Source organism: Shimia sp. MIT1388 (assembly GCF_047124445.1).
GTDB lineage: Bacteria > Pseudomonadota > Alphaproteobacteria > Rhodobacterales > Rhodobacteraceae > Shimia.
Genome location: NZ_CP138921.1, coordinates 2,043,847 through 2,069,025 on the forward strand (window position 1 = coordinate 2,043,847; position 25,179 = coordinate 2,069,025).

23 protein-coding genes are annotated in these 25,179 nt (G+C 59.3%); 7 read left to right on the plus strand and 16 right to left on the minus strand.

Annotation, left to right across the window (positions count from 1 at the left end):
* Positions 1 to 23 precede the first annotated feature (23 nt).
* Positions 24 to 464 carry a low molecular weight protein-tyrosine-phosphatase gene (locus tag SIB92_RS10080; protein ID WP_412555655.1) on the minus strand — a complete coding sequence of 147 codons (441 nt, stop codon included), beginning with the start codon at positions 462 to 464 and terminating at the stop codon, positions 24 to 26.
* A gap of 113 nt (positions 465 to 577) precedes the next feature.
* Here SIB92_RS10080 and SIB92_RS10085 point away from each other — a divergent pair, with 113 nt between their 5' ends.
* Positions 578 to 1,279 carry an NAD-dependent deacylase gene (locus SIB92_RS10085; RefSeq protein WP_412555656.1) on the plus strand — a complete coding sequence of 234 codons (702 nt, stop codon included), beginning with the start codon at positions 578 to 580 and terminating at the stop codon, positions 1,277 to 1,279.
* A gap of 56 nt (positions 1,280 to 1,335) precedes the next feature.
* Here SIB92_RS10085 and SIB92_RS10090 read toward each other — a convergent pair whose 3' ends face one another.
* The 6 genes from SIB92_RS10090 to meaB form a co-directional block, all read right to left on the minus strand.
* Positions 1,336 to 1,842, minus strand: coding sequence for a copper chaperone PCu(A)C (locus SIB92_RS10090; protein ID WP_168591378.1), 507 nt, complete (start codon positions 1,840 to 1,842; stop codon positions 1,336 to 1,338).
* 47 nt (positions 1,843 to 1,889) lie between these two features.
* Positions 1,890 to 2,243: a hypothetical protein gene (locus SIB92_RS10095; protein ID WP_412555657.1), complete on the minus strand. Its 354-nt coding sequence runs from the start codon at positions 2,241 to 2,243 to the stop codon at positions 1,890 to 1,892.
* A gap of 100 nt (positions 2,244 to 2,343) precedes the next feature.
* Positions 2,344 to 2,634, minus strand: coding sequence for a 50S ribosomal protein L28 (gene rpmB / locus SIB92_RS10100; protein ID WP_412555658.1), 291 nt, complete (start codon positions 2,632 to 2,634; stop codon positions 2,344 to 2,346).
* A gap of 155 nt (positions 2,635 to 2,789) precedes the next feature.
* On the minus strand, positions 2,790 to 3,488 hold the full coding sequence (locus tag SIB92_RS10105; RefSeq protein ID WP_412555659.1) for a hypothetical protein: 699 nt from the start codon (positions 3,486 to 3,488) through the stop codon (positions 2,790 to 2,792).
* A gap of 139 nt (positions 3,489 to 3,627) precedes the next feature.
* Complete coding sequence (locus SIB92_RS10110; protein ID WP_412555660.1) at positions 3,628 to 4,299, minus strand: DAPG hydrolase family protein; 672 nt, start codon at positions 4,297 to 4,299, stop codon at positions 3,628 to 3,630.
* A gap of 87 nt (positions 4,300 to 4,386) precedes the next feature.
* Positions 4,387 to 5,358: a methylmalonyl Co-A mutase-associated GTPase MeaB gene (gene meaB, locus SIB92_RS10115; protein WP_412555661.1), complete on the minus strand. Its 972-nt coding sequence runs from the start codon at positions 5,356 to 5,358 to the stop codon at positions 4,387 to 4,389.
* 34 nt (positions 5,359 to 5,392) lie between these two features.
* Here meaB and SIB92_RS10120 point away from each other — a divergent pair, with 34 nt between their 5' ends.
* From SIB92_RS10120 to SIB92_RS10135, 4 genes are all read left to right on the plus strand, one after another.
* Positions 5,393 to 6,136 carry a DUF3108 domain-containing protein gene (locus SIB92_RS10120; protein WP_412555662.1) on the plus strand — a complete coding sequence of 248 codons (744 nt, stop codon included), beginning with the start codon at positions 5,393 to 5,395 and terminating at the stop codon, positions 6,134 to 6,136.
* A 48-nt stretch (positions 6,137 to 6,184) separates the two neighbouring features.
* Positions 6,185 to 8,629 (plus strand): ATP-dependent helicase HrpB, encoded by a 2,445-nt coding sequence (hrpB, locus tag SIB92_RS10125; protein WP_412555663.1) that lies wholly within the window; start codon positions 6,185 to 6,187, stop codon positions 8,627 to 8,629.
* A 106-nt stretch (positions 8,630 to 8,735) separates the two neighbouring features.
* The gene (locus tag SIB92_RS10130) at positions 8,736 to 9,194 is read left to right on the plus strand and encodes an NUDIX hydrolase (protein ID WP_412555664.1); all 459 of its coding nucleotides are present in this window, start codon (positions 8,736 to 8,738) and stop codon (positions 9,192 to 9,194) included.
* 91 nt (positions 9,195 to 9,285) lie between these two features.
* The gene (locus SIB92_RS10135) at positions 9,286 to 10,767 is read left to right on the plus strand and encodes an inorganic phosphate transporter (RefSeq protein WP_412555665.1); all 1,482 of its coding nucleotides are present in this window, start codon (positions 9,286 to 9,288) and stop codon (positions 10,765 to 10,767) included.
* Here the strand turns inward: SIB92_RS10135 and SIB92_RS10140 are convergent.
* The 3 genes from SIB92_RS10140 to SIB92_RS10150 form a co-directional block, all read right to left on the minus strand.
* Complete coding sequence (locus SIB92_RS10140; protein WP_412555666.1) at positions 10,764 to 11,825, minus strand: 2-dehydropantoate 2-reductase; 1,062 nt, start codon at positions 11,823 to 11,825, stop codon at positions 10,764 to 10,766. The genes SIB92_RS10135 and SIB92_RS10140 overlap by 4 nt on opposite strands.
* A gap of 113 nt (positions 11,826 to 11,938) precedes the next feature.
* A complete protein-coding gene (argF, locus tag SIB92_RS10145; protein WP_294118614.1) occupies positions 11,939 to 12,865 on the minus strand; it encodes an ornithine carbamoyltransferase in 927 nt (308 codons plus the stop codon).
* Positions 12,866 to 12,876: 11 nt separating this feature from the next.
* Positions 12,877 to 14,058 (minus strand): aspartate aminotransferase family protein, encoded by a 1,182-nt coding sequence (locus tag SIB92_RS10150; RefSeq protein WP_412555667.1) that lies wholly within the window; start codon positions 14,056 to 14,058, stop codon positions 12,877 to 12,879.
* A 325-nt stretch (positions 14,059 to 14,383) separates the two neighbouring features.
* On the opposite strand from SIB92_RS10150, the gene SIB92_RS10155 reads away from it, so the two are divergent.
* Positions 14,384 to 15,268: a DMT family transporter gene (locus SIB92_RS10155; protein ID WP_412555668.1), complete on the plus strand. Its 885-nt coding sequence runs from the start codon at positions 14,384 to 14,386 to the stop codon at positions 15,266 to 15,268.
* On the opposite strand, the gene SIB92_RS10160 is transcribed toward SIB92_RS10155, so the two are convergent.
* Both SIB92_RS10160 and SIB92_RS10165 read right to left on the minus strand, forming a co-directional pair.
* On the minus strand, positions 15,265 to 15,684 hold the full coding sequence (locus SIB92_RS10160) for a DUF4864 domain-containing protein (protein WP_412555669.1): 420 nt from the start codon (positions 15,682 to 15,684) through the stop codon (positions 15,265 to 15,267). The two genes, SIB92_RS10155 and SIB92_RS10160, sit on opposite strands and share 4 nt — an antisense overlap.
* Positions 15,685 to 15,815: 131 nt before the next feature.
* Positions 15,816 to 17,468: a lysine--tRNA ligase gene (locus SIB92_RS10165; RefSeq protein WP_412555670.1), complete on the minus strand. Its 1,653-nt coding sequence runs from the start codon at positions 17,466 to 17,468 to the stop codon at positions 15,816 to 15,818.
* Between the two features lie 197 nt (positions 17,469 to 17,665).
* On the opposite strand from SIB92_RS10165, the gene SIB92_RS10170 reads away from it, so the two are divergent.
* Entirely contained in the window at positions 17,666 to 18,034 is a 369-nt protein-coding gene (locus SIB92_RS10170; RefSeq protein WP_168591386.1) for a tellurite resistance TerB family protein, read from the plus strand.
* A gap of 16 nt (positions 18,035 to 18,050) precedes the next feature.
* Here SIB92_RS10170 and SIB92_RS10175 read toward each other — a convergent pair whose 3' ends face one another.
* The 4 genes from SIB92_RS10175 to dacB all read right to left on the minus strand — a co-directional run bounded on the left by SIB92_RS10175 (position 18,051) and on the right by dacB (position 25,148).
* Complete coding sequence (locus SIB92_RS10175; RefSeq protein WP_412555671.1) at positions 18,051 to 19,697, minus strand: ATP-binding protein; 1,647 nt, start codon at positions 19,695 to 19,697, stop codon at positions 18,051 to 18,053.
* Between the two features lie 233 nt (positions 19,698 to 19,930).
* Entirely contained in the window at positions 19,931 to 21,544 is a 1,614-nt protein-coding gene (locus tag SIB92_RS10180) for an ATP-binding protein (protein ID WP_412555672.1), read from the minus strand.
* A gap of 238 nt (positions 21,545 to 21,782) precedes the next feature.
* A complete protein-coding gene (locus SIB92_RS10185) occupies positions 21,783 to 23,390 on the minus strand; it encodes an ATP-binding protein (RefSeq protein WP_412555673.1) in 1,608 nt (535 codons plus the stop codon).
* A gap of 261 nt (positions 23,391 to 23,651) precedes the next feature.
* Positions 23,652 to 25,148: a D-alanyl-D-alanine carboxypeptidase/D-alanyl-D-alanine-endopeptidase gene (gene dacB / locus SIB92_RS10190; RefSeq protein WP_412555674.1), complete on the minus strand. Its 1,497-nt coding sequence runs from the start codon at positions 25,146 to 25,148 to the stop codon at positions 23,652 to 23,654.
* Positions 25,149 to 25,179: the final 31 nt, after the last annotated feature.

Below are 25,179 nucleotides of genomic sequence, written 5' to 3' on the forward strand. Positions count from 1 at the left end.
CCAGTTTCCAAACTTCCAAAACTTCAGCCTGCCTCTAGGGCCGCTTTCAACCCGCGCGCGCAGTCTTCGATCAGGTCGAGCGCCCCGTCAAAATCCCGCGTGTAATACGGGTCGGGCACCTCTGACATGCCACTCTCCGGCGCATAATCGGTGAACAGCCGCACTTCGGTGTCGCTCCCATCCGGGCGCAGCGCCTCGATATTGGCGATGTTCTCCGCATCCATCCCAATGATCAAATCAAAGCGCTCAAAGTCACGCGCTACAAACTGCCGTGCGCGCAATTCCGACAGGTCCACATCCCGCGCCAACGCCGCCGCTTGCATTGGTCCATAGGGTGGCTTGCCCACGTGCCACCCGGCTGTGCCCGCGCTGTCCGTGTCCACCTCTGGCGCCATGGCGCGAAACACGCCTTCTGCCGAAGGCGACCGACAAATATTGCCCAGACATACAAACAGAACCCGCATATTCCCTCTCCCTTTTGGTGCCCTAGCCATCGCCGCAACTGGCATATAGGTCAAGCACTTGCCTCTCTCAGCACTGCTTGCAACACTGCGCACAGCCAACATCAGGAGCGCCTATGCCACAGTCAATTGTCATCCTCACCGGCGCCGGGATCAGCGCCGAAAGTGGCCTGGGCACGTTTCGCGACGAAGACGGCCTCTGGGCGCAGCACCGCATCGAAGATGTCGCCACCCCCGAAGGCTTCGCCCGCAATCCCAAACTGGTGCATGACTTCTACAACGCGCGCCGCGGGCAATCGTCCGAGGCAGAGCCCAACGCTGCCCATTTTGCACTGGCAGAACTGGAAGCCGAGTTTTCCGGCACCGTCCTGATCGTGACGCAGAACGTGGACGGGCTGCACGAAAAGGCCGGCAGCCAGAACGTCCTGCACATGCACGGCACCCTGCATGGCGCCCTGTGTCACGCCTGCGACCACCGCTGGCCCGCCCCGCCGACGATGGCACCAAATGATCCTTGCCCGGCCTGCAGTGCACCCGCCACCCGCCCCGACGTGGTCTGGTTTGGCGAAATGCCCTACGGCATGGAGCGCATCTCAAACGCTTTGGCACAGGCGGATGTGTTTGTCTCGATCGGCACCTCTGGCGAGGTCTATCCCGCGGCCAATTTTGTCAATGAGGCCGACATGTTTGGCGCCCATACGGTGGAGTTGAACCTGGAGCCCTCTTCCGGCGTGTCGCGCTTTGCCGAAACCCATTTTGGCCCCGCCACACTGGTTGTACCGGAGTGGGTTGCTACTGAACTCGCCCGCGCCAAATAGCAAAGGCCGATCCATAAGGACCGGCCTCATCTTAATTCAGCAAAGGAACCCGACACTTAGCCGTCGGTCTTCTTCATGCCGTGACCGGAATGGTCGCCATGCTTCATGGCGCCATGATCCGGCTTGCGCTCCAGATCCACAGGCACCTCCAGCGTCACATCACCAGCTTTCTCGAAAGTCAGGGTGATGGTCACCACATCGCCATGCTCCAGGCCACGGGTCAGGCCCATGAACATCACGTGGTCGCCACCGCGCGCCAGCGCATGTTCGCCGCCCGCAGGCACGGCAAAACCCTCTTTGACGTGCATCATTTTCATGTTGCCGTTGCCATCATCCAGGTGCGTGTGCAGCTCGGTGCGCTTGGCCACATCGGAGCTTACGGCAACCAATTGGTCGTCCTCTGCGCCGGTGTTTTCGATCACCATAAAGGCCGCGCCCGCCTTGGCCATTTTGGAGGACACACGTGCATAGGCGTCATTCACGGCGATGGTGCCTTCGGCAAAAGCAGGCAGGGCGAAAGCAACGGCAGCAGCGGCCGCGAGGGATAGGGTTTTGAAGGACATATTGGTCTCCTGTCCGGAAGGTTTTCTCTGTGGTTTGTGTGTTTGGATCAGAGAAAACCCAACGGCGGCGCCCGCGCACTTTCAGCAATCAGACGAATCACGTCCTCAACAGCCACCTGCGGCAGCTGCAGTACCTCGCTCCGACCCAGCACCTCACCGACATCGGCTTGGTCCAAGGCCACCCAGTTGAGCAGGGTGAAACTCACTTCGGGACAGAAATGCGCCGGCCCAGTCGGGTTGCCCTCGGCGTCCACCGGCACCATCACCGCGCTTTCGCCAATGCAGTATTCCGCAAAACCCTCAGGGCCGGTCATGCCACGCGCAATGGCCATGCTGTGCCCGGTCAGAACCAGCACCAGCGCCATAACGGCGGCCACATATCTGCGCAAACAAAGCGTCATGCCCGCATATAGGCACGCCCTCTCAGGAATGTGAAGGCGACAAAAAGAAACAGCCCCGCAAATCTGCGAGGCTGTAAAAATCTTCAAAAGATCAGCGCGATCAGGCGTTTGCGGCCTGCGCTTTGGCAATCTCTTTTTTGACTTTCAGAGCGTTCTCAGACAGCTCGGTGTCTTTTGCTTTCGCCATGAACGCGTCCAGACCACCGCGGTGATCCACAGTGCGCAGCGCGGCTGCGGAGATGCGGAACTTGAAACCACGGCCCAGAGTCTCAGACTGCAGGGTCACGTCGTTCAGGTTTGGCAGAAACCGACGACGGGTGCGGTTTTTGGCGTGGCTTACGTTGTTGCCCGTCATCGGGCCTTTTCCGGTCAGTTCGCAACGGCGCGACATGGGTTCATCCTCGTTTTATCGGTCTACGGGGAGATCGACCCCGTCAAAGCAAATGGGCGCCGCCTAGGCTGCGCCCGGAAATTTGTCTGGCGTCATTAGGCCCATTTCGCGGGGGCGTCAAGTGATTCAGCCACGCTTTGGCTGCATTTTGCCCGCTAACCTTCCGGCGCCCGATCTTCATTATCCGCAAGGGAGTTGCGGTTCCACCGGATTGTCATGCCCTGATCCCGGCGCGCAAAGATTTCCGGTAGGAAATTCTCAAAATTGCCAACCTCTTCCACGGTGTGCAGCACCCAGGCGTAATTCTTGTCCTCATAGTACAACCAGGGAATCATCACCCTGTTGACCAAAGGCTTGAGCCAACCGCTTTCCACCCCGACAGTCAGCAAATTAGTGAATTTCGCGCCGTCCGGGCCGTCCTCAAAGCGGAACTCCAGATCCGCCACGGTCACGCCTCGCCGCGTCGCCTTGAGCGCAAAGCGCTGCGCATCCAGCGCCACAACCTCCAGCCGTTCATCGAGGGCAAACTTCGGATTGCGCTGATACGCCTCCTGGATGTTCAGAAAATCCCCTGCCTTGAGTGGCCCGTCTGGCACCGCTTTTTCACTGTCCAACGAAATATGGTCCTGCGGATGGCTCACCAGAAACGCCGGATAGGTGTCCCCGTCAATCACCAGCGTCAGGTCGGCATAAACGCCATACCACCAGCTGAGCATCTCCGCAGTCACGTCCCGGACCGGCGGGTGGTCCACTTCAAACAACGTCCGCCCATCCGGCAAATGCGTTACTGTAGAATGGGCATTGTCAAAGCTCTTCAGCTCCCAGCCAAATTCTCGCGGCTCCGGTAACTGCACGCACCTCTCCTGCTTCTGCGCAACTCAAGAGCTTGCCCCGACCCTCCTGTCGCACAGGCCAGAACAGCTCCACAAAGCCTGTGTGCTACAACAGTTCAAAGCAAGAAAATTCGTCCCCGACGTAACGACACACCACAAACTAGGCGTCCCGGCCTTGATCCCAGATGATCAGGTCGCCTTGTTCGCGCCGCGCAAAAATCGCCGGCAGGAAGTTTGCCCATGAGCTCACTTCCTCCACATTGTGCAGCATCCAGGCCTCCGTTTTCTTTTCATCAAACAGAAGCGGTACAAAAACCTGGTTGATCAGCGTTTTTGCCCAACCATTAGCCACACCGACACAAAGCCGCGTCGAGACCTTCAGACCTTCGGGCGTATCGTCAAACGCATAGCTCAAATCAGCAACGGTCAGACCGAGGCGGATCGCCCGCAGCCCAAACCCGCGCTGATCCAAGCGCACGATTTGAACGGTTTCTTTGTTACTATATTCTTGGCTCGGACCATAAGCCTCATGCAGGGAGACACAATCGCCAGGCCGCAACGGCCCGGACCAGTTGTCATCTACGCGCCGCAGGTATTTGTGATCCCGAGGATGCCAAACCTTGAACGCTTCAAAATCGTCACCGTCGATCCGTAGCTTCAGATGCGCATACACCCCAAACCACCACTGCACCATTTCGGTGGTGACGCCTGAAACAATTGGATGGCGCACTTCTAAAATGATGCGGCCATCGCGGCTTTGGGTGAAAACCGTTTCGGCTTCCTCCAGTCCACGCAAAGACCATTCAAATGCTCCGGGTGGAGGCTGTTCCATCACCCACTCCAAATCAACCATCCCTCTAGGCCAATACGGAGCAAATCCTAAAAAGGCCCAAAGACAACCCGCAGATGATTGCGCAGATTAGGAGAGTCGATCAAGCATCTCCTTTGCGGCCTGACCAGGTGTCATATCACCGGACGCCACTTTTGCATCCAGTTTGCTGAGAAGTTGCGGCGCATCTCCCTGCTCTAACCGCGCCAACAAACCTTGTCGCACTTCCTCGTGAAACCAGAACTGCGCCTGCGCCGCCCGTCGGTAAGCCCAATGGCCCTCTTGCTTGCGCCACTCCGTAAGCGTCGTCATCTCGCCCCAAGCGTCGCTCAGCCCGTTTTCTTCCAAAGCCGAGACCGTCATCGCCTTTGGGAACCCGTCCGGGTCCTGCGGCCGCTTGCGCAACAAGCGCAACGCACCGGAATAATCTGCACAGGTCCGCATGGCTGTGCTTTTCAGTTCGCCATCCGCCTTGTTCACAAGGATAACGTCCGCCATTTCCATGATCCCGCGCTTCACACCTTGCAACTCATCGCCCCCGGCAGGCGCCAGCAACAACAGGAACAGGTCCGACATTTCCGCCACAACGGTTTCGGATTGCCCAACGCCTACGGTCTCGATCAGCACCACGTCAAACCCCGCCGCCTCGCACAGCGCCACAGCCTCCCGCGTCCGCCGCGCCACGCCGCCCAAATGGGTCTGGCTGGGCGAAGGCCGGATAAATGCATTTCGATCCCGGCTCAGCCGCTCCATTCGGGTCTTATCCCCCAAAATAGACCCACCAGACCGCGCCGAAGACGGATCCACCGCCAGCACGGCGACGCGCAGCCCCCGCGCGGTCAACATCATGCCAAAGCTCTCGATAAAGGTGGATTTCCCCACCCCCGGTGTGCCCGATAACCCAATCCGCAACGATTGTTTGCCCGCCTTTGACAGCTCATCCAACAGGGCCGTAGCCTGCGCCCGATGATCGGGCCGCGCGCTCTCCACCAAAGTGATGGCCCGGGCCAGCGCCCGACGGTCCTGTTTCAGTATTCTGTCACGCAGATCTGCGATATCCATGGACAAGCCTGTATCTTTTTGATTGTGAGTCTTCATGCCGCGCATGACCCCATTTTGTCTACCCCGCCCCGCCCACCTTCTCGCCCCACTGCTGCTCTGTGCCGCAGTGGGCGTACCACACGCCGGGCTAGCGAACTCTGAAACCCAAAAATGGTCGGTGCACGCCTTTGGCTTCAAAGTTGGCGAACTGGACGTGGCCGCGCGGCAAACCCAAAGCGCCTTTGCCGGCAAAGGCAGTTTTTACACAACCGGGCTTGCTGGCGCCCTCCGCCGCATCCGCTTCACTGTACAAAGTCAGGGCGCGATCCGTGGCAACAAAATCGCTCCCTCCCGTTATGACGGCTTCATCGACACCGGCAAACGGGTCAGCGAAACCACCCTGACCTTCACAGGCAACCTACCGCGCAAAACCGCTGGTGCCCAAACGCCAGCGGCACCGATCTCAGACAAAGTCAAGCGCGGCGCGGTCGATCCGATGACCATGATGTGGCTCACCCTGCGCGATCAGGACGCGGATCAACTTTGCACGTTGGACCAAAAACAATTTGACGGCACCCGCCTTGTGCGCATCACGCTGAAATCGCGCCAAAACGGCGACGGCAAAGTCACCTGCGTTGGCACCTACGACCGCATCGGCGGCTACTCCGCCGAAGAACTGGCCGAACTCAAAACTTCGCCACTCGCCATTGTCTACACGCCCGCAGGCGACCGCTGGCGCGCCAACGAGGTGCATCTCACCTCCCGCCACGGCAAGGCCAAACTCTTCCGCCGCGATTAGCGCGTATCCCTCTAGACGCCCCGCGCCCACGGGCCGATAAGGTGCCTTATGACGCAACTGTCTATCCACGACGCCCTTGATCCCCTGATCGCCGCCCTGCGCGCCACCGGCCGCGCGGTCCTGCAAGCCCCACCCGGTGCAGGTAAAACCACCGTTGTGCCGCTTGCGATGCTGGAGGCGAACCTCACTCAGGGCCGCATCTTGATGCTGGAGCCGCGCCGTCTGGCGGCCCGCGCCGCCGCTGAACGCATGGCGCAGACCTTGGGGGAAACCGCTGGGCAAACCGTGGGCTACCGCGTGCGCGGCGAAAGCAAAACCTCCAAATCCACCCGCATCGAAGTCGTGACTGAAGGCATCCTCACCCGCATGATCCAATCCGACCCGGAACTCTCTGGCGTCGGCGCGGTGATCTTTGACGAATTCCACGAGCGCAGCCTGAACGCCGACCTCGGATTAGCCCTCTGTCTCGAAATCTGCGACGCCCTGCGCGACGATCTGATCCTGTTGGCCATGTCCGCCACGCTAGACGCAGAGCCAGTCGCCACCCTCATGGGCAACGCCCCCATGATCACGTCCGAAGGCCGCGCCTATCCGGTAGAAACCCGCTGGCTCGACAGGCCCTTGCCCAAAAACACCCGTCTGGAAGAGGTCACTGCCCGCCTGATCACCCAAGCCGTCAACGAAACCGACGGTGGCGTGTTGGTCTTCCTGCCCGGCGAAGGCGAAATCCGCCGCACGCAATCCCTGTTGAAACTGCCTGCGGACTGCACCGTGCACCCTCTGTTTGGCGCCATGCCCTTCAAGAATCAGCAAGCCGCCATCCGCCCCGCCAAAACCGGCCGCAAAGTGGTGCTCGCCACCTCGATTGCCGAAACCTCGCTCACCATTCAAGACGTGCGTGTTGTGGTTGACGCAGGCCGCGCCCGCCGCGCTCGTTTTGATCCCGGCTCCGGCATGTCCCGCCTTATCACCGAGCGCGTCACCCGCGCCGAAGCCACCCAGCGCCAAGGCCGCGCCGGACGTGTCGCCGAAGGCACCTGCTACCGCCTCTGGACCAAAGGCGAAGAAGGCGCGCTCTTGCCCTTTCCCCCCGCCGAAATCGAAGCCGCCGACCTCACAGGCCTCGCACTGGAGCTCGCCCTCTGGGGCGCCGCCCCCACCGACCTCGCCCTTCTGACGCAGCCCAACCCCGGCAGCTTTGCCGAGGCGCAATCCGTCCTGCAGATGCTTGGCGCGCTGGACCGCGACAACCGCATCACCGCCCATGGCAAAGCCCTTGCCAAACTGCCGCTACATCCCCGTCTGGCCCACATGCTCGCCACCGCAGGCCCGCAGGCCGCGCCCATGGCCGCGCTGCTCGCCGCGCGCGACCCGCTCACCCGCGGCGCACCTGTGGACCTTGCCCTGCGCATCGAAGCCCTCACCGATCTCAAAACCTTCACCGACCGCCGCCCCTACGGCGTCAATCGCGCCGCGCTGCATAGCATCCGCGACGAGGCCAAACGCCTCGCCAAATCCGCGAAAGGCAGCGATCCCACCCCGCGCAGCGCCGCAGAACTCGCCGCGCTGGCCTACCCAGACCGCATCGGCCTGCACCGCAAAGGTGACGCCCCGCGTTTTGTGCTCTCAGGCGGCAAAGGCGCCATTCTGGACGAGGAAGACCCGCTCGCCGCCACTCGCCTGATTGTGGTGACAGGCACGGACGGCAACCCACGCGAAGCGCGCATCCGCCAGGCCATCCAAATCTCCGAAGGCCAAATCCGCGAACTGTTTGCCGATCAGATCTCTTGGCAAGACAACTGCCATTGGTCCAAACGCGAACGCCGCGTCATTGCCCGCCGTCAGGAAATGTTCGGCGCCGTTGCGTTGGACGACCGCATCTGGAAAGACGCCCCCAATGATGCCATCGCCCACGCCATGCTCGACGGCGTGCGCGACCTTGGCATCACGCTGGCCCCAGCTGCACAACGCTTTGTCGCCCGCGTGGAGCTGATCCGCGCCGCAAGCCATGACCTGCCTGATATGACGCCCGACGCGCTCCTGTCCAGCATCGACGACTGGCTGCTGCCGCATCTCTCCGGCGTGAAAACCGCCGACCACTGGAAGAAATTCGACCTGCTCGACGCCCTGCGCGCCCGCCTTGACTGGCCGCAAATGCAACTGGTGGACAAACTTGCCCCCGCGCATTTCACCACGCCGCTGGATCGCAAAATCCCCATCGACTATTCCGGCGAAAACCCGGAAATCACCCTGCGCCTGCAAGAGCTCTTTGGCCAGACCACCCACCCGATGCTAGGCAACACCCCGCTGCGCGTCACCCTGCTCTCCCCAGGGCAAAAACCGGTGCAAACCACCATGGACATCCCCGGCTTCTGGGCCAGCTCCTACGCCGATGTGCGCAAGGACATGCGCGGGCGTTACCCCAAGCACCCCTGGCCCGAAGACCCCACCCAGGCAGACCCGACTTTGCGCGCAAAACGGCGTAAACAATAGGTGTATTTTCCAGTCATCTTGACGTTTTGCTAACCAAAACGTATATACAAAAGAACGACAAAGAAACGACCCGATACAAAAACCGAAAAAAGCCGAGCAGACGTCCATGACCAACGCCCTGAAAACCGCCTTTGACAGCGTGATTGCCCCCCTGTGGCGTCGTCCACGCCGCATTCAGGTGGCCGCGCTCTGCACGCGTGAGAAACAGGGCACAACCGAGGTGCTCCTGATCACTTCACGTGACACCGGTCGCTGGGTGCTGCCCAAAGGCTGGCCAATCACCGGCCTTGATGCGCCGGGTGCCGCCCTGCGCGAGGCCTGGGAAGAAGCGGGCGTGAAAAAGGCCAACATCGACCGCGAACCCGTCGGCATCTACGGCTATGACAAGCGTCTCGATGGCGGTTTGGAAATCCCGGTGGACGTGACCGTGTTTGAAACCGAAGTCAAAGAACTGGTCGACGATTTCCCAGAGGCGGACGAGCGCACCCGCAAATGGGTCCCTGCACAGGAAGCCGCCGATATGGTGAACGAACCACAGCTTCAGGCCCTTCTGAGAGAATTGTAATCCTTTCGTAACGCATTTGTAACGAAATCGTTGCAATGACCCGGAGACGGGGGTAGCCCCCCCGTACGACGTAAAGCCGGGATTCTTTGTCATGACCTCGCCAAACTCAGGCAAGAAGTGGTCCACTCTGGACCGTGACCTCAACCGCATCTCCCATTTGGAATCTGCCACACTCTATGTCTCCCGCCCTATGGTCGGGTTTGGCATTGCGATTGCCTTCATTGTGCTCGCCGGTGTTGCCGCAGGTCTTCTGTCTGGCGGCGACTCCAACACGATGATCATCATCGCCGCCGCCGGGATCGGCGCCTATATGGCGATCAACATCGGCGCCAACGATGTGGCCAACAACATGGGCCCCGCTGTGGGGGCCAACGCGCTCACCATGGGCGGCGCGATTGTCATTGCCGCCTTCTTTGAAAGCGCCGGCGCCCTGCTGGCCGGGGGCGACGTGGTCTCGACCATTTCCAAAGGCATCATTGATCCCTCTGGCATGGCCAACACCACCATCTTCATCTGGGCCATGATGGCCGCGCTGATCTCCTCCGCGCTCTGGGTGAACCTCGCCACATGGGTCGGCGCGCCGGTCTCCACCACTCACTCCGTTGTAGGGGGCGTGATGGGCGCAGGCATCGCCGCCGCAGGTTTCGCGGCCGTGAACTGGCCCACCATGGCGAAAATCGCCGCCTCCTGGGTTATTTCTCCGGTTTTGGGCGGTGTGATCGCCGCTGCCTTTCTGGCCTTCATCAAAACCAAGATCATCTATCAGGACGACAAAATTGCCGCCGCCCGCCGCTGGGTGCCGGTGTTGATCGGCATCATGGCCGCCGCTTTTGCGTCTTATCTGGCCCTCAAAGGCCTGAAGAAAATCATCAAGATTGACCTGCAAACCGCGCTGCTGATCGGTGCCGCGGCAGGGGGCCTGGCCTATGTGGTCTCAGCCCCGCTGATCCGTCGCCAATCCGAAGGCCTGGAGAACCGCAACAAATCGCTCAAAGTGCTGTTTGGCATCCCGCTGGTGTTCTCCGCTGCGCTTCTGTCTTTCGCCCACGGCGCCAACGACGTCGCCAATGCGGTTGGCCCGCTGGCCGCGATTGTGCACGCTGCCGAATTTGGCGAATTTGCCGCCAAAGTGTCCATCCCCAACTGGGTGATGATCATCGGCGCCTTTGGTATCTCTTTTGGTCTCTTCCTGTTTGGCCCCAAGCTGATCCGTATGGTTGGCGAGAAGATCACCAAGCTGAACCCGATGCGCGCCTATTGTGTCGCCCTGTCTGCCGCGATCACCGTGATTGTCGCCTCTTGGCTGGGCCTGCCAGTGAGCTCCACCCACATCGCCGTGGGCGGCATCTTTGGTGTGGGCTTTTATCGCGAATGGCATGCCGAGCGCCGCCTGCGCAAAACCGCTGTGCAACGCCCACCAGAGAAGCGCATCGCCCCAGAAGAACGCCGCCGCCGCAAGCTGGTGCGCCGCAGCCACTTCATGACCATCGTCGCCGCCTGGGTCATCACCGTGCCCGCCGCCGCATTGATGTCGGCTGCGATCTTCTACGCGCTCAACACGCTGAGCAGCTAAATGTCCCCGTCTGCGGGCGCATCCTGTGTCCGCAGACGGCTTTGCACGTCACGTGCCGTGAGATTGGGCGCGCCAGCGCCCAGCATCTCCACTTCCCGGATCATCTCTGCAATGCCCGCGTTGATTGGCGCCGCGACATTGGCCCGCCGCGCCAAGCGCACAATCTTGCCCTGCAACTCGTCAATCTCGGTCCCACGACCTTTCTCAAGGTCCTCCCACATGGAGCTGCGCGCGTTGGGATCAATCGACAGCATAGTCTTCGCCACCAGCCGAAATACCCATGTCGGCAACCGCAAAATCCGTGGCACCAGCTCCATTGGCACCTTTGCCACAGGGTTCTGAAAAGCCACATCCGCCGCCCGCAGCACAGCCAATGCTTCCGTCATCTGCGCCGCCATCAACCGCCGCCAGCCCCGGTCTCCAATCTGCGCCTGCAGCGGCAGACCCGACAGCGCATTCAACGCGTTGTTGAGGTTGATCAGCAGCTTACCCCATTGCACAGCTGCGATGTCGCCATGCTCATGCACATGCAAATCCGGCACGCTCAACTGCCGTCCAATATGCCCTTGGCCACTCTCGATGATGATGTCACCACTGGTGCCGCGATGAAACCGGCCACCGCCGACCCAGACCACATTAAACGGCACCATGCCCGCGCGCACATCCCATCCGGGCAACATCTCCCGCAGCCGCGCCGCATTCTCCACACCGTTTTGCAGGCTCACCACCACGGCCTCTTCCGGCGCATGCGCGGCAATCTGCGCCGCCATCTCCTCCGTGGCGCCACTTTTCACCGTGACCAGCACAATATCCGCCGCCGCTAGACAGGCCGGGTCTGTGCTCATCGCAAACCGATCCGGCGCCAAAGCTGCATCCAGCCCGCCAAAATCGGTCAGCGTCAAACCATTCTGCGTGATCTCTTCAGCCGTGCCCGCCCGCAGCAACAGCGTCACATCGTGACCACTCCGCGCCAACATCCCACCGACAAAACAGCCGATACTGCCGGCTCCGGCCACCACAGTCCTGGGCGCACTTCCGCGCCCTTGCGCCTCACCCATCACGCGCTCCCTCTGTCCTCTCGCGCAACTAGCTTAGGCGCAGGGTGCGCTCCCAAACAACAAAAAGGGCGCCAGCCACGCTGACGCCCTTACGTTACTTGATGTAGCGAACCTTAGTTCTGAAGGCACCACTTCATGATCGCCTTCTGCGCATGCAGCCGGTTTTCCGCCTCATCAAAGATCACCGAATTTGGCCCATCCATGACGGCATTGGTGGCTTCTTCATTCCGGTGCGCTGGAAGGCAGTGCATGAACAGCGCATCGTCATTGGCATGGCTCATCAGCTCTTCGTTCACCTGGAACGGACGCAGCTGGTTGTGGCGGCGCTCCCGTGCGGACGGCGCATCGTGCATGCTCACCCAAGTGTCCGTCACCACAAGGTCAGCACCTTGAACTGCTTTCACTGGATCACGCTCGATCTCCACCTTCACGCCTTTTGCGCGGGCTTCATCGATAAACACCTGCTCCGGGTCCAAGGTCTGCGGACCGGTGAAGGTCAAATCAAAACCAAACTGCCCGGCCGCATGGGCAAAGCTGGCAAAGACGTTGTTGCCGTCACCGGACCACACAACCTTCTTGCCCGCAATCGGCCCAACCTTCTCTTCAAAGGTCAGGATGTCCGCCATGATCTGGCAAGGGTGCGTGCGGTTGGTCAGCCCGTTTATCACCGGCACGGTCGCGTTTTCCGCCATCTCAAGTAGCGTGGCCTCTTCAAAGGTCCGGATCATGATCAGGTCGACATAGCGGCTCAACACCTTGGCCGTGTCCGCCACGGTCTCACCATGACCCAGCTGCATCTCGGAGCCTGAGAGCACCATGGTCTGCCCGCCCATCTGGCGCACGCCGACATCAAAACTTACGCGAGTCCGCGTCGACGGCTTTTCAAAGATCAGGGCTACCATGTGATCTTTCAGCGGCAGGTCATCATCCTGCGCCCCTTTCGGGCGACCATTGCGGGCGTTTTTGATCGCCTTCGCGCTGTCGATCATACTGCGCAGGTCATCCACGCTGGTCTTATTGATATCCAGAAAATGCTTCATCTCTATAGTCCTTAACCTTCTGCGCCCACTTGCGCTGCCGCCTTCTCCAGCCGCTCAACGGCCTCGGCAATCTCTTCATCTGTGATGTTCAAAGGTGGCAACAAACGCACCACATTGTCCGCCGCAGGCACGGTCACAACCTCATGGTCATAGCCCGCTGCCACAACGTCGCCGCAAGCCGCTTTGGAGCACTTCAGTCCCAGCATCAGCCCGGTGCCACGCACGTCTTCAAACACCTCGGGATGCCCGGCGACCAGCCCTTCAAGCTTCTGACGCAGCAAGCCCGCCTTGCGGTTCACCTCCGCCAAAAACGCGTCATCGGCGACCACATCCATCACAGCGCCCCCCACAGCGCAAGCCAACGGGTTGCCGCCGTAGGTCGAGCCATGTGTGCCCGCGACCATGCCGCTTGCGGCGTCTTCCGTCGCCAGCACCGCGCCCAGCGGGAAGCCCCCACCGATGCCTTTGGCCACCATCATGATGTCCGGCGTCACTCCGGCCCATTCATGCGCAAACAGTTTGCCAGTCCGGCCCACGCCACATTGCACTTCATCCATGATCAACAGGATCCCCGCCTCATCACAGATCGCCCGCAACGCCTTAAGGTCCTCATCCGCCATTGGACGGATACCGCCTTCACCCTGCACCGGCTCCACAATGATGGCCGCCGTCTGATCAGAAATCAGCGCCTTAGCCGCGTCCAAATCGCCCCAGGCCACCTGGTGGAACCCCGGCAACAACGGTCCAAAGCCCGCCACAAGCTTCTCCGCGCCCGCTGCCGCAATACCGGCAGAACTCCGACCATGGAACGCGCCTTCAAAGGCGATGATCTCCACCCGCTCCGGCTGACCTTTGTCGTGCCAATACTTACGCGCCATCTTCACCGCCAATTCACAGCACTCGGTGCCGGAGTTGGTGAAAAACACCGTATCGGCAAAGGTGGTGGCGACCAGCTTGTCCGCCAGCGCCTCTTGCTGCGAAATGTTATAGAGGTTGGACACATGCCACAGCTTACCGGCTTGCGCGGTCAGCGCCTCCACCAACACCGGATTGGCGTGGCCCAGCACATTCACAGCAATGCCCGCCCCCAAGTCCAGAAAACGTCGGCCATCCGCCTCGATCATCCAGCTTCCTTCGCCCTTCTCAAACGTGAGGGCGGCGCGGTTGTACGTCGGCAAAACGGACGGGATCATGTCGATCTTCCTTTTTAGATCATGAGCCTTTGTGACTGCATCACTTGGGGCATTTACGTCAATGTTTTTGAGAGGTTGTGCGCCACTTTGCAGCGCAAGGGATCAAGGGCCGGTCACGCAATAGCGCGTCGGCGTCGTACAAAGAGGATATCTGTGCGTTTGATCATGCGCCCTGCCTAGAGACATCGGCGACAAATGGGAACCCCGAACTTTCGTTTCGCGCAAAATTTGTGACATCTGCGCAAATCGGCAGAGGCGCCTGCACCGTATAAGGCACTCAAAACCCCCACTTGTCAGTGCCAAACCGCAGGCGCATAACCGGCTCATGAGCGAACAGTCCCTGCCCCGCACCAATCCGGCCCTTGCCGCCGCGCTGACCTTGGCCGCCTCCGCCTTTGCGGCGGGCACCACTTTGCTGGCGAAGGCACTGGGCACTGGTGCCTTGGGGCCAGAGCTCCACCCGCTGCAAATCAGCCACGGGCGCTTTCTCTTTGCGTTTTTGGGGTTCGCCACTGCTGCGATGATTGTCCGCCCCAAAATCACGCGCCCCAACTGGGGGCTGCACATTGGCCGCTCGACCTTGGGCTGGGGCGGCGTGACACTCATGTTTGCCGCCGCCGCCTTCATCCCACTGTCAGACGCCACCGCGATCAGCTTTCTGAACCCGGTGGTGGGCATGCTTCTGGCGATCCCGTTTCTAGGCGAGAAGATCGGCCCCTGGCGCTGGGGCTCCGCCGCCCTCGCTTTCACTGGGGCTATGGTCCTGACCCGCCCGGGCACGGGCGCGCTCGAGTTTGGCGCCCTGCTGGCCTTGGGCGCGGCTTTTGCCATGGGTGGCGAGCTGATCTTCATCAAGAAACTCACCGGCCGCGAACGCCCTTTCCAAATCTTGCTGATCAACAACGCCATTGGCCTGACCATCGCCACGGTGGCCGCCGGCTTCGTCTGGCAAATGCCAACTTTGCAGCAATGGGCGGCACTGGCGGGCATCGGCCTGCTGATGGCCTCGGCGCAGACCTGTTTCATCAACGCCATGCGCATGGCCGACGCGAGTTTTGTCAGCCCGTTTTTCTACACATCTCTGGCATTTGCCGCGCTTTATGACGCAGCCGTGTTCTCCGTCCTGCCAGACACGATCAGCTGGCTGGGTGCAGGCATCATCCTCTGCGCCGCCGCCATTCTGGTCTGGCGTGAGGCCCGAACCCGCTAGGCGCCCACGCCTTTTGGCTGCACCAATTGCACCGCCGCAATGCGCCAGCTGTCACCATCGCTGATCATCAGATACTCCAGTGCATGCACCACGCCTGCACCGTCTTTCACCAATACCCGCTGCCACAACGCATTCCCCTCGGCCCGCAACTCACCGAACCGCACATCCTCGGCTCGATGCACCATCGGATAGCCGCGTTTGACCATCACGCCAAAGTTCTCCGGCGTGCCAAACATGCGCTGAATATTGTCGGCAGCAAAAGTGAAGGCATCGGCAAAATCATCTTTGGCAAAGGCCGCCATCTGACTGTTGATCACCGTCTGGATTTCTGTGGCGGCACCGCCCTCTTGCGCTTTGGCGCCTTGAGTTCGGGCAAACTCCATCACAACCACAATTGCGAGCAAAACATGTTTCATGGCGCACCTCCCTTGCAAAAGACTACGCCGCTTAGCTGCCCCCAGATCAATTCAAGCCCTGTGCCGCTACCCCAAAACCAAAAGGCCCCGCCAAAGCGGAGCCTTTCAAAACGTTGCTGACAAAGCGGGTTTTACTCAGCCGCAGCCAACTCTCCGGCCAGTGCCTTGTGGATCAACGCCACGGTTTCTTCTACCCCGTAGAGCGCAATAAAGCCCCCAAAGCGCGGCCCCTGGCTGGCGCCCAGCAGCACCTCATAGATTGCCTTGAACCAATCGCGCAGCGGCTCAAACCCGTGGTTTTTGCCAATCGCAAACACGATGGACTGCAGGAACTCTTCGTCTCCAAAATCGGGTTCTGGCAACGGATCATCGTTGCCCATCTTGGCATTCTTCGCAGCAATCACCGCCAGCGCTGTCTCCGCAGAGCTCAACGCCCCGGCCAGATCTTCCAGCGCCGCGCGCTCCTGATCGGTCGGTGCACGGTACTCTTTTGCCGGCTTCACAAAGTCATTGAAGTAGCTGACCGCATGGCCCGCCGCCGCATCCATACCCGGATGGGTTTCCGCCGTCGCATCGGGCGCATACTTGTTGATGAAGCCCCACATGGTCGCCTTGTCTTCCGCAGAAGACGCCGACGCCAAATTGAGCAGCATCGAGAATGGCACCACCATATCACTCTGCGGCACGTCGCCGCCGTGAATGTGCCATACCGGGTTGTTCAGCTGCGCCTTGATGTCTTGCGTGTGATACGCGCGCAGCTGCTGGTGATACTCATCCACCGCCTTCGGGATCACATCAAAATGCATCCGCTTGGCGGTCTTCGGCTTCTGGTACATGAAGTACGCAAGGCTCTCCGTGGAGGCATAGGTCAGCCACTGGTCAATCGACACACCGTTGCCCGAAGACTTGGAAATCTTCTGGCCATTTTCGTCGAGGAACAGCTCATATGAGAAGTGGTTCGGCTGACGCCCGCCCAACGCACGACAGATCGCATCATAGATCTTCTCGTTGGTCGCGTGTTCCTTGCCATACATCTCGAAGTCGACGCCCAACGCCGCCCAGCGCGCGCCAAAGTCCGGCTTCCACTGCAATTTCACATTGCCGCCGGTCACAGGCACAGTCCACTCTTTGCCATCCTCATCATCAAAGGTGACAGTGTAGGTCTCCGCACAGACTTTCTTCATCGGCACGTACAGCACGCGGCCGGTTTCCGGGTGCAGCGGCAGGAAGATCGAATAGGTCGCCGCACGCTCTTCGCGCAAGGACTTCAGCATGATCGCCATGATCTCGTCGTAGCGTTCCACCGCGCGCTTCAGGATCTCGTCAAACTGACCCGAGGCGTAGAACTCTTTGGCCGAATAGAACTCATACTCGAAGTTGAACGTGTCCAGGAACCGGCGCAGCATGGCGTTGTTGTGATCGCCAAAGCTGTCATGCGTGCCAAATGGATCCGGCACCGAGGTCAGCGGCATCTGCAGATACGGTTCAAGCTGCTCTGGATTGGGCACATTGGATGGCACCTTGCGCATCCCGTCCAAATCGTCGGAGAAACAGATCAACTTGGTCGGAATGTCGCTGATCGCCTCAAACGCCACTTTGATCATCGTGGTCCGCGCCACTTCGCCAAAGGTGCCGATATGCGGCAGGCCGGATGGACCGTAGCCTGTCTCAAACAGCACGTATCCCTTCTCCGGCGCACCCTTTGCGTAGCGTTTGAGAAGCTTGCGCGCTTCTTCAAAGGGCCAGGCTTTGGATACGAGGGCTGCGTCGCGCAGGTCAGACATTGTCCATCTCCGATGTCGGGATTGGTTTCAGCAAAATCATGCCAAGCGCCTCATTGCACCTGACAATCCGCCGCTTCCTATTGCTCCTTGCGGGGTCAGTCAATATTCTGCACCGCAACAAGGTTATTTCAAAGGAATTCCCAGTGCCGGATAAGACCCCAACCACCCTCACGCCACAAGACTGCCTTGTCGCCGTGATGATTGCCGTGTCGGCCTCTGACGAAAACATCCGCACCGCAGAGCTGGTTAAAATTCAGGTCGCCGTGAACAACCTGCCGGTGTTTGCTGAATATGACATCGACCGCATGCAGCACGTCAGCCAGTTGGTGTTTGAACTCTTTGAACAAGAGGACGGTCTCGCCGCGCTGTTTGGTCTGGTGCGTCACGACCTGCCTGCGCACCTGTTTGAAACCGCCTATGCGCTCGCCTGCGATGTCGCCGCCGCAGATGGCACGCTGGCAGAAACCGAACTGCGTATCTTGGAAGAAATCCGCTACGAGCTGGAAATCGATCGTCTGCACGCCGCAGGCATCGAGCGTGGCGCCCGCGCCCGCCATATGGTCTGACACAAACCTGCGGTTATCAGGTCTCGCCTGATGACCGCTCGTCCGCGGCGATCATCGACAACAGCTCCCGCTTGCGGAACGGCTTGCTCAGAAAGTCATCCATCCCCGCCTCCAGACTGGCATCAATGTCACTCGGTTGCGTGTTGGCTGTCAGCGCGATGATTTTACACGGTTTCTGATCTCTTTCAGTCTCAAGCGCGCGAATTTTGCGCGTGGCTTCCAGCCCCCCCATGACCGGCATCAGCAGGTCCATCAGAACCACATCCCAATCGCCCGCCTTAAAAGCCGCCACAGCCTCCTGCCCGTCTTCGACAAAGGTCAACTCCGCCTCAGTCGGCGCCAACATCTTTTTCACCACCAACTGGTTGGTCTTGTTGTCTTCCGCCACCAGCACTCTCAGCCCTTTCAGGTTGGGCAGAGCACTTGCGTCCGCTGGCACACGTTCTGGCGAGGACACAAATTCAAAGTCCAGGCGCGGCGGTTGATCGGTGTCGCCAAGCGCCTCTGCCCGATCCCGCGCCGCCCGCACCTCTGCCAAGGTGGCGGTCGGGAAGTTCAAACAGACCTTAAACGTCGCCCCCTCGCCCCGTGTGCTTTGCACCGACACTTTGCCGCCCATGCGCTCCACAACTGCGCGGGTGATCGCCAGCCCCAAACCAGTGCCTTCTTCCCGCTGCATCTCCGGCCGATCGACCTGTTCAAACGCCGCAAACACCGTCTCTTGGTCTTCTGGCGCAATGCCAACACCCGTGTCTGTCACCGCGATCCGCAACGGCCGCGCTGCGCCGGCCTCGTAGGTCACTCCAACGCTCACATGACCGTTCGCGGTGAATTTGATTGCATTACCTATCAGGTTGAGCACCACCTGGCGCACCCGCGTCCCATCACCAACAAAAGCCGCCGGCACCTCCGCTGGATAGTCCTCGATCAGAACCAACCCTTTTGCCTCGGCGCGCGTGCTCAACAATGTGACTGTTTCCGAGATCAAATCCCGCAACGAGAACGGCTCTTCATGCAATGAAATCGTTTCCGACTGGATTTTGGAGAAATCCAGCACGTCGTTCACAATTTCCAGCAGCGCATTGGCGGAATTGTAAATCGTCTCGGAATACAGCCGCTGCTGATCGTTCAGCGCGGTCTCCCGCAACAGCTCGCACATGCCCATGATGCCATTCATCGGCGTGCGGATTTCGTGGCTCACATTGGCCAGAAAGCGCTCCTTGGCGCGCACCGCCAGCTCGGCCTTCTCTTTGGCGATCCGGGTCAACTCCAATGCATCATCACGCTCCTTGTGGGCTGATACATCCATGGACGACCCCACAAGATGGGTCAGCTTGCCCGCGCGGTTGAACAACGGGCTCAAGGTCGTGCGCATCAGCGCCACACGGTTGGCCTGCGGGAAAGGCACCTCATAGGTCACCTCCTCGGCCTGCGCCACAACGTTCAGATGATGCGCCAACCCGCGCTGGCCGACAACGCCGCCAAACACCTCAAGCGCGGTCTTTCCGACAACCTCGTCCCACGTGAACTCGGTATACTCCAGCGCCGGCGCATTGGCCGCCACATACCGCGGCATACCATCGTCGCCAACCTCCAGAACAAACACGGAGAACGCAATCGAGTCCAATAAGGCAAACGGATCGATCTGCTCGCTGTCTTTCAAAGTTATCCCCTTGGTGCCCCTGCGCACATCCACCCGAACCGGCTCATCACCGATGGATCAAACCGTATGCGCGGCGTCTCTAAAATCCGCCATAAATTCACAGCGTTTGGTTAATAAATTCTAAAATCAGAATTGGTTCAAGCACAGGAAAACCTGCGCATTTACGACTTTTGTTGTAACAGCTTAGCTGTTTTCTTGAAACTGCATCTAATTCCTAAAACTGAACAACACTCCTAACCTGCAACAGCAGAAAGTAACTCGCCTTTCCGGAAGGGTTTGCTCAAAAAGTCGTCCATCCCGGCGGCCATACAGGCCTCTGCATCGCTGGGCTGTGCATTGGCGGTCAAGGCGATAATTTTACACGCCGGGCGCGCCGCGTCTTTCTCAAACGCCCGGATTTGCCGTGTGGCCTCCAGCCCGCCCAGCACCGGCATCGACAGATCCATCAGGATCAGGTCACACCCCGTCGCCTTATAGACATCCACCGCTTGCTGCCCATCCGGGACAAAGTGCAATTCCGCGCCCGTCGGATCCAGCATCTTGCGCACCACCAACTGGTTGGTGCGGTTGTCTTCCGCAATCAGAATTTTGCGACCAGATAGTGAGGGTATATCGACCGCCACCAACTCTGGCGTCACTGCCTCAACTTGGGAGTTAGCCGCAAACTGTGTTGCCCGCTTGTCAAAATCTGAACGGCCCGCCGCACGCAAGTCAGCCTCTCCAGCCTCGCCCAGGTTCAAACGAACAGCAAAAGTTGCCCCCTTCCCCTCTGCACTTTGAACGGAGATGGCCCCACCCATGCGCTCAACCAACGCCTGCGTAATAGCCAACCCCAAGCCAGTACCATCTTCGCGATGCGCCGCAGGGTTTTCCACCTGCTCAAAGGCCGCAAAAATGTCCTGTTGCTCGTTTTGCGCAATCCCTATGCCCGTGTCCGATACCGATAAAGTCAACGGATACACATCGTCGTTTGCGTCATGGCTCACAGTGACTTTGATATGTCCCTCTTCCGTAAACTTGATCGCATTGCCAATCAGGTTCAGCAAAATTTGCCGAATGCGCTTGGCGTCTCCAATGAACCCATGTGGCACCATTGGGGCATATTCCAAATGCAGATCTAACCCTTTTGCTTCTGAGCGCGTGCTTAAAAGCGTGGTGACCTCCATAATCACCTGCAACAGCGAAAAAGGCTCCTGGGCCAAAGAGATCTTCTCCGCCTGAATTTTGGAGAAATCCAACACGTCATTCACGATGTCTAACAGCGCATTGGCGGAGGTGTGAATGGTATCTGCGTACAGCTGCTGCTGCTGCGAAAGCCCGGTCTCGAGCATCATCTCTGACATGCCCAGAATGCCATTCATTGGCGTTCTGATTTCATGGCTCATATTTGCCAAAAACCGCTCTTTTGCAGAACTGGCCTCCTCAGCCTTTTCTTTGGCAATTTTGGTCAACTCCAACGCTTCATCCCGCTCCCTCTCTGAGGTCACGTCAATGCAGAAGCCAATCAAATGCGTCATGGCACCGGTGCCATCAAAAATCGGCGTCAAAGTCGTGCGCAAATCAAGCACTCGATGAGGAAAGGGAATACACACTGAATAGGTGGTCGGCTCGGCCGCCTCCATAACTGAAAGCTGTTGCGCCAGCGCGCGCTCGCCCATGGAGCCGCCATAAATCTCGAAGGCAGTCTTCCCAACAATATCCTCAAGACGACGCTCAACCATCTTGCAACAGGTTGCGTTCATCATGACGTACCGAGGCATCCCATCATCACCGACTTTCAAGACAAAAATCGGGGTTGGCATCGCATCCAAAAGCGCGAAGTTGTCCGGGAAATCCAATTGCGTCACGCCGTGTCCTGCCACATCTTCACCACCTCAAAGGCGGAAGGGAGTTTCCTACGATTCTTAGCTAAGAAAGTGTTACCAAACTGTTTCAATAACGGCGAAACCGGCAATTTGCGCGCCACGAACATGACAGTTTTGACAGGCCAACAAAGAGCTAAGGTGACAATTTGATTGAGACACTCTTATGGGTTGCGTCAAATGCCTTCCGTCCGCCTCAAAGGCGAGGCCATGCGCACGCGCCTCACCACTCAATAATGGAGATCAACTCCCCTTTGCGGAACGGTTTGCTTAGAAAGTCATCCATCCCGGCCGCCATGCAGGCTTCCGCATCGCTCGGCTGCGCACTGGCTGTCACTGCAATGATCTTACACGCTGGCCGTGCCGCATTTTTTTCATAGGCTCGGATTTGCCGCGTGGCTTCCAACCCGCCCAAGACCGGCATCGACAGATCCATCAGGATCAGGTCGCATTCTCCGGCCTTATAGGCATCCACCGCCTGCTGCCCGTCCGGCACAAACTGCAATTCCGCGCCGGTTGGTCCCAACATCTTGCTGATCACCAACTGGTTCACGCGATTGTCTTCCGCCACCAGAATTTTTTTGCCTTTAAGCTGCGCGCCCGGCGGCGGCTGTGGCGCCTCTTCCAACCGCCCTGCCTGCACCTCCATCGGCGGATAAGACGCAATCAGCAGCTCCTCGACTTCCTGCACCTCGACGACCTCTTCGGTGACCGGCAACGCCAGAGACACCGTGAACGTGGCCCCTTTGCCAACTTCGCTCTCGACCTCGATCTTTCCGTGCATACGCTCTACCAGCGCCTGCGAAATGGTCAGCCCCAACCCGGTGCCGTCCTCCCGTCGCGTCGCCAGATTGTCGATCTGCTCAAAGGCAGAGAAAATCATGTCCTTTTCCGCGTCAGGAATACCCGGCCCGGTGTCCCGCACAGCCAGCTTGAGCGGCCAGCGTTTGGCGTCCGGATCATAGGACACCAGAACATCCACCTGCCCCGCCTCGGTAAACTTGATCGCATTGCCAATCAGGTTCAAAAGCACCTGGCGCACGCGGCTGGCATCCCCCAAAAAGTTGGAGGGCACTTCATCCGCGTATTTCACGTGAATTTTCAAGCCCTTTGCCTCGGCCCGAATGCTCAGCAACGTGGCAATCTCCGCCACCAGATCCCTGAGCGAAAACGGCGCGTCATGGATCGACAGCTTGCCAGCCTGGATCTTGGAGAAATCCAACACATCATTGATGATGTCCAACAGCGCATTGGCCGAGCTGGAGATTGTGTCGGAATACAGCTTTTGTCGGTTGTTCAGCGCAGTTTCCCGCAACAGATCACACATGCCAATAATACCGTTCATAGGCGTGCGGATCTCGTGGCTCATATTGGCCAGAAACTGCTCCTTGGCCTTATTGGCTTGCTCCGCCTTTTCTTTGGCAATCTTGGTCAACGCCAGCGCCGCATCCCGCTGCTTCTCGGACGTAATATCCGCCGAACAGCCCAACACATGCGACAGCGATCCGTCTTCATAATAAATCGGCGTCAGCGTCGTGCGAATTTCCATGACGTTTTTGGCAAAGGGAAAGGTGATCTCATAGGTCGCCGGCTCTCCGCTTTCGATCACGCCAAGGTGCTTTTTTAGCGCCCTCTCACCAGTGATACCGCCAAATATTTCCGCAGCGGTTTTGCCAACAACAAACTCCGGTTCCAGCTGTGCGGTTTCGCGCGCCAAGCGGTTCATCATCAAATAGCGCGGCAAACCATCTTCGGCCACTTCCAGCACAAAGATGCCCATCTGGACCTCTTCCAAGAACGCAAACTCATCTAGCCTATCGCGTTTCCGCACGTCTCTTCCCGCAACCTGTCAGCCCATTTGGCACCGGGCCATTAAACTCTCATTTAAAATTAATTCGAACTTGTTACCGAAACCTTGCAGCCCGCCGGCCAGAGCGCGGTACAGTGCCTCTCAGCCCGCGATGCCTCAGATCAGACATCCGCGAACCCATTGAAAAAATTATCAACGCGCGGATCGGGGCACGTCAAGAAATTTGAATAGGGAGAAGGGGTTGGGGAGTAAAATTGCACGCATTACGCGTGCCAAGTCAAATCAAGCGCCGTATACCGTGCCCCAGCGCTCGATCAGCTTCTGCTGCAACTTCTTGGAACGCCCGTTATAGGTCCGCGCCCCTTGAGGCCGCTCGCGATCCGGCCCAATCAACCGGTCCCGCGCACCAATGTCTGCGCCAAAAATCGCAAACGCAAGGTCGCGTCCATCCGGCGTGGTCACATAGCCCGCCAAAGCACTGACAAAATGCAGGGTGCCGGTCTTGGCCAAGACTTTCAACGGATGGCCCTTGTTGACCTTGCCATTGGCGTCACGCAGCGCGATGCTTTTTAGAATGGGCTGTAGCACCGACTGCCGCCCGGCCTGTGCCAACATCAGAGCCATCTCATCCGCCCGCAGGCGCGACTTCTCGCCCAGTCCCGAATGATCCACCAGCGCCGCACTGCCCATGCCCAGGCTTTGAGACGCCCAGGCATTCATCGCCGCCGCGGACGCCTTCACCGAGCCGGGCTGCGCGCCGCGGGCCTGGCTCGCCGCCATGCCCACCATCTCTGCGGTGAGATTGGTGGAATACTTCAACATGCCCTTCAGAATATCTTTCAGTGCCGGGCTGTTTTTGCGCGCCAGCACCGCCCCACGCGGCGGGGTTTGGGTTTTCTTTGGCGCTTTCAAGGCAATCCCATGCGCCCGCGCCAAAGTCCGGAACACCTCGCCTGCATAGATCTCCGGCTCGCGCACCGGCAACCACCTCGCACCACCTTTGCCCAGCGCCCCGCTGGCCACGGTCCAATGATCCCGCCCACCTTGCGATTTGTAAGTGTAAACCGGCACGCTACGCTTCACGATCTTCATGCGCGCCACATCGACCTCTGGCCGATATTTGTCGCTGCGCCCGTCCATGGCGACAGAATAACCGTTGGAACCACGCTTCCATTCAAAATGCACGCGATTGTAGTTCAACGAGATGCCCGACACAGCCGGGTTATAACCCGCGTGATCCGGCTGTTTGTTGTCAATGCGTTTGACCGAAGGCAAGGCTCCGCCCCAGACCAAAAACTGCCCCCTGACTTCCCGCACACCTGCCGCTTTCAGCGTCCGTGCGAGATCAGCCAATCCGTTGGTATCCAGCGTTGGATCACCGCCCCCGCGCAGCACCAGATCGCCGCGAAGCACCCCGTTGGAGATATTGCCGACCGCCACCAAAGTGGTCTGGAACCGATGATTGGGGCCAAGGTAGGCCAAAGCATAAAGCGCGGTGAGAATCTTTGTGACACTGGCTGGCGGCAAACCACTGCTGGCCTGATGCCCCTCCAAAACGGCGCCATCCCCCATTCGCGCCACGGCAAAGCTGACCTTACCGGTCAGCCCACTGTCGCGGATCAAGGCGTCCGCAGCCGGTGCCGTCTTAGGGAGCGCCCTGCCCGACGACGGCCGCAACACAGGCCGCAACGACCGGGTTGGTGCATCTGCCAAAACAGACGTACCAAGCGACGCAGCACTCAAACTCAAAAACGCACGGCGGGAAAATACCTTCGTCATGTGTAAAACTTTACCCTTTTGCCCCCCGCCG

What these genes read in the sequence shown, in the direction of transcription:
- SIB92_RS10090 (WP_168591378.1), bottom strand. Translation starts at nt 1,842, where the DNA reads ATGTCCTTCAAAACCCTATCCCTCGCGGCCGCTGCTGCCGTTGCTTTC.
- rpmB (WP_412555658.1), bottom strand. Translation starts at nt 2,634, where the DNA reads ATGTCGCGCCGTTGCGAACTGACCGGAAAAGGCCCGATGACGGGCAAC.
- SIB92_RS10135 (WP_412555665.1), top strand. Translation starts at nt 9,286, where the DNA reads ATGACCTCGCCAAACTCAGGCAAGAAGTGGTCCACTCTGGACCGTGAC.
- SIB92_RS10085 (WP_412555656.1), top strand. Translation starts at nt 578, where the DNA reads ATGCCACAGTCAATTGTCATCCTCACCGGCGCCGGGATCAGCGCCGAA.
- hrpB (WP_412555663.1), top strand. Translation starts at nt 6,185, where the DNA reads ATGACGCAACTGTCTATCCACGACGCCCTTGATCCCCTGATCGCCGCC.
- SIB92_RS10140 (WP_412555666.1), bottom strand. Translation starts at nt 11,825, where the DNA reads ATGGGTGAGGCGCAAGGGCGCGGAAGTGCGCCCAGGACTGTGGTGGCC.
- SIB92_RS10130 (WP_412555664.1), top strand. Translation starts at nt 8,736, where the DNA reads ATGACCAACGCCCTGAAAACCGCCTTTGACAGCGTGATTGCCCCCCTG.
- SIB92_RS10110 (WP_412555660.1), bottom strand. Translation starts at nt 4,299, where the DNA reads ATGGAACAGCCTCCACCCGGAGCATTTGAATGGTCTTTGCGTGGACTG.
- SIB92_RS10160 (WP_412555669.1), bottom strand. Translation starts at nt 15,684, where the DNA reads ATGAAACATGTTTTGCTCGCAATTGTGGTTGTGATGGAGTTTGCCCGA.
- dacB (WP_412555674.1), bottom strand. Translation starts at nt 25,148, where the DNA reads ATGACGAAGGTATTTTCCCGCCGTGCGTTTTTGAGTTTGAGTGCTGCG.
- meaB (WP_412555661.1), bottom strand. Translation starts at nt 5,358, where the DNA reads ATGGATATCGCAGATCTGCGTGACAGAATACTGAAACAGGACCGTCGG.
- SIB92_RS10165 (WP_412555670.1), bottom strand. Translation starts at nt 17,468, where the DNA reads ATGTCTGACCTGCGCGACGCAGCCCTCGTATCCAAAGCCTGGCCCTTT.
- argF (WP_294118614.1), bottom strand. Translation starts at nt 12,865, where the DNA reads ATGAAGCATTTTCTGGATATCAATAAGACCAGCGTGGATGACCTGCGC.
- SIB92_RS10095 (WP_412555657.1), bottom strand. Translation starts at nt 2,243, where the DNA reads ATGACGCTTTGTTTGCGCAGATATGTGGCCGCCGTTATGGCGCTGGTG.
- SIB92_RS10170 (WP_168591386.1), top strand. Translation starts at nt 17,666, where the DNA reads ATGATTGCCGTGTCGGCCTCTGACGAAAACATCCGCACCGCAGAGCTG.
- SIB92_RS10120 (WP_412555662.1), top strand. Translation starts at nt 5,393, where the DNA reads ATGCCGCGCATGACCCCATTTTGTCTACCCCGCCCCGCCCACCTTCTC.
- SIB92_RS10155 (WP_412555668.1), top strand. Translation starts at nt 14,384, where the DNA reads ATGAGCGAACAGTCCCTGCCCCGCACCAATCCGGCCCTTGCCGCCGCG.
- SIB92_RS10080 (WP_412555655.1), bottom strand. Translation starts at nt 464, where the DNA reads ATGCGGGTTCTGTTTGTATGTCTGGGCAATATTTGTCGGTCGCCTTCG.
- SIB92_RS10150 (WP_412555667.1), bottom strand. Translation starts at nt 14,058, where the DNA reads ATGATCCCGTCCGTTTTGCCGACGTACAACCGCGCCGCCCTCACGTTT.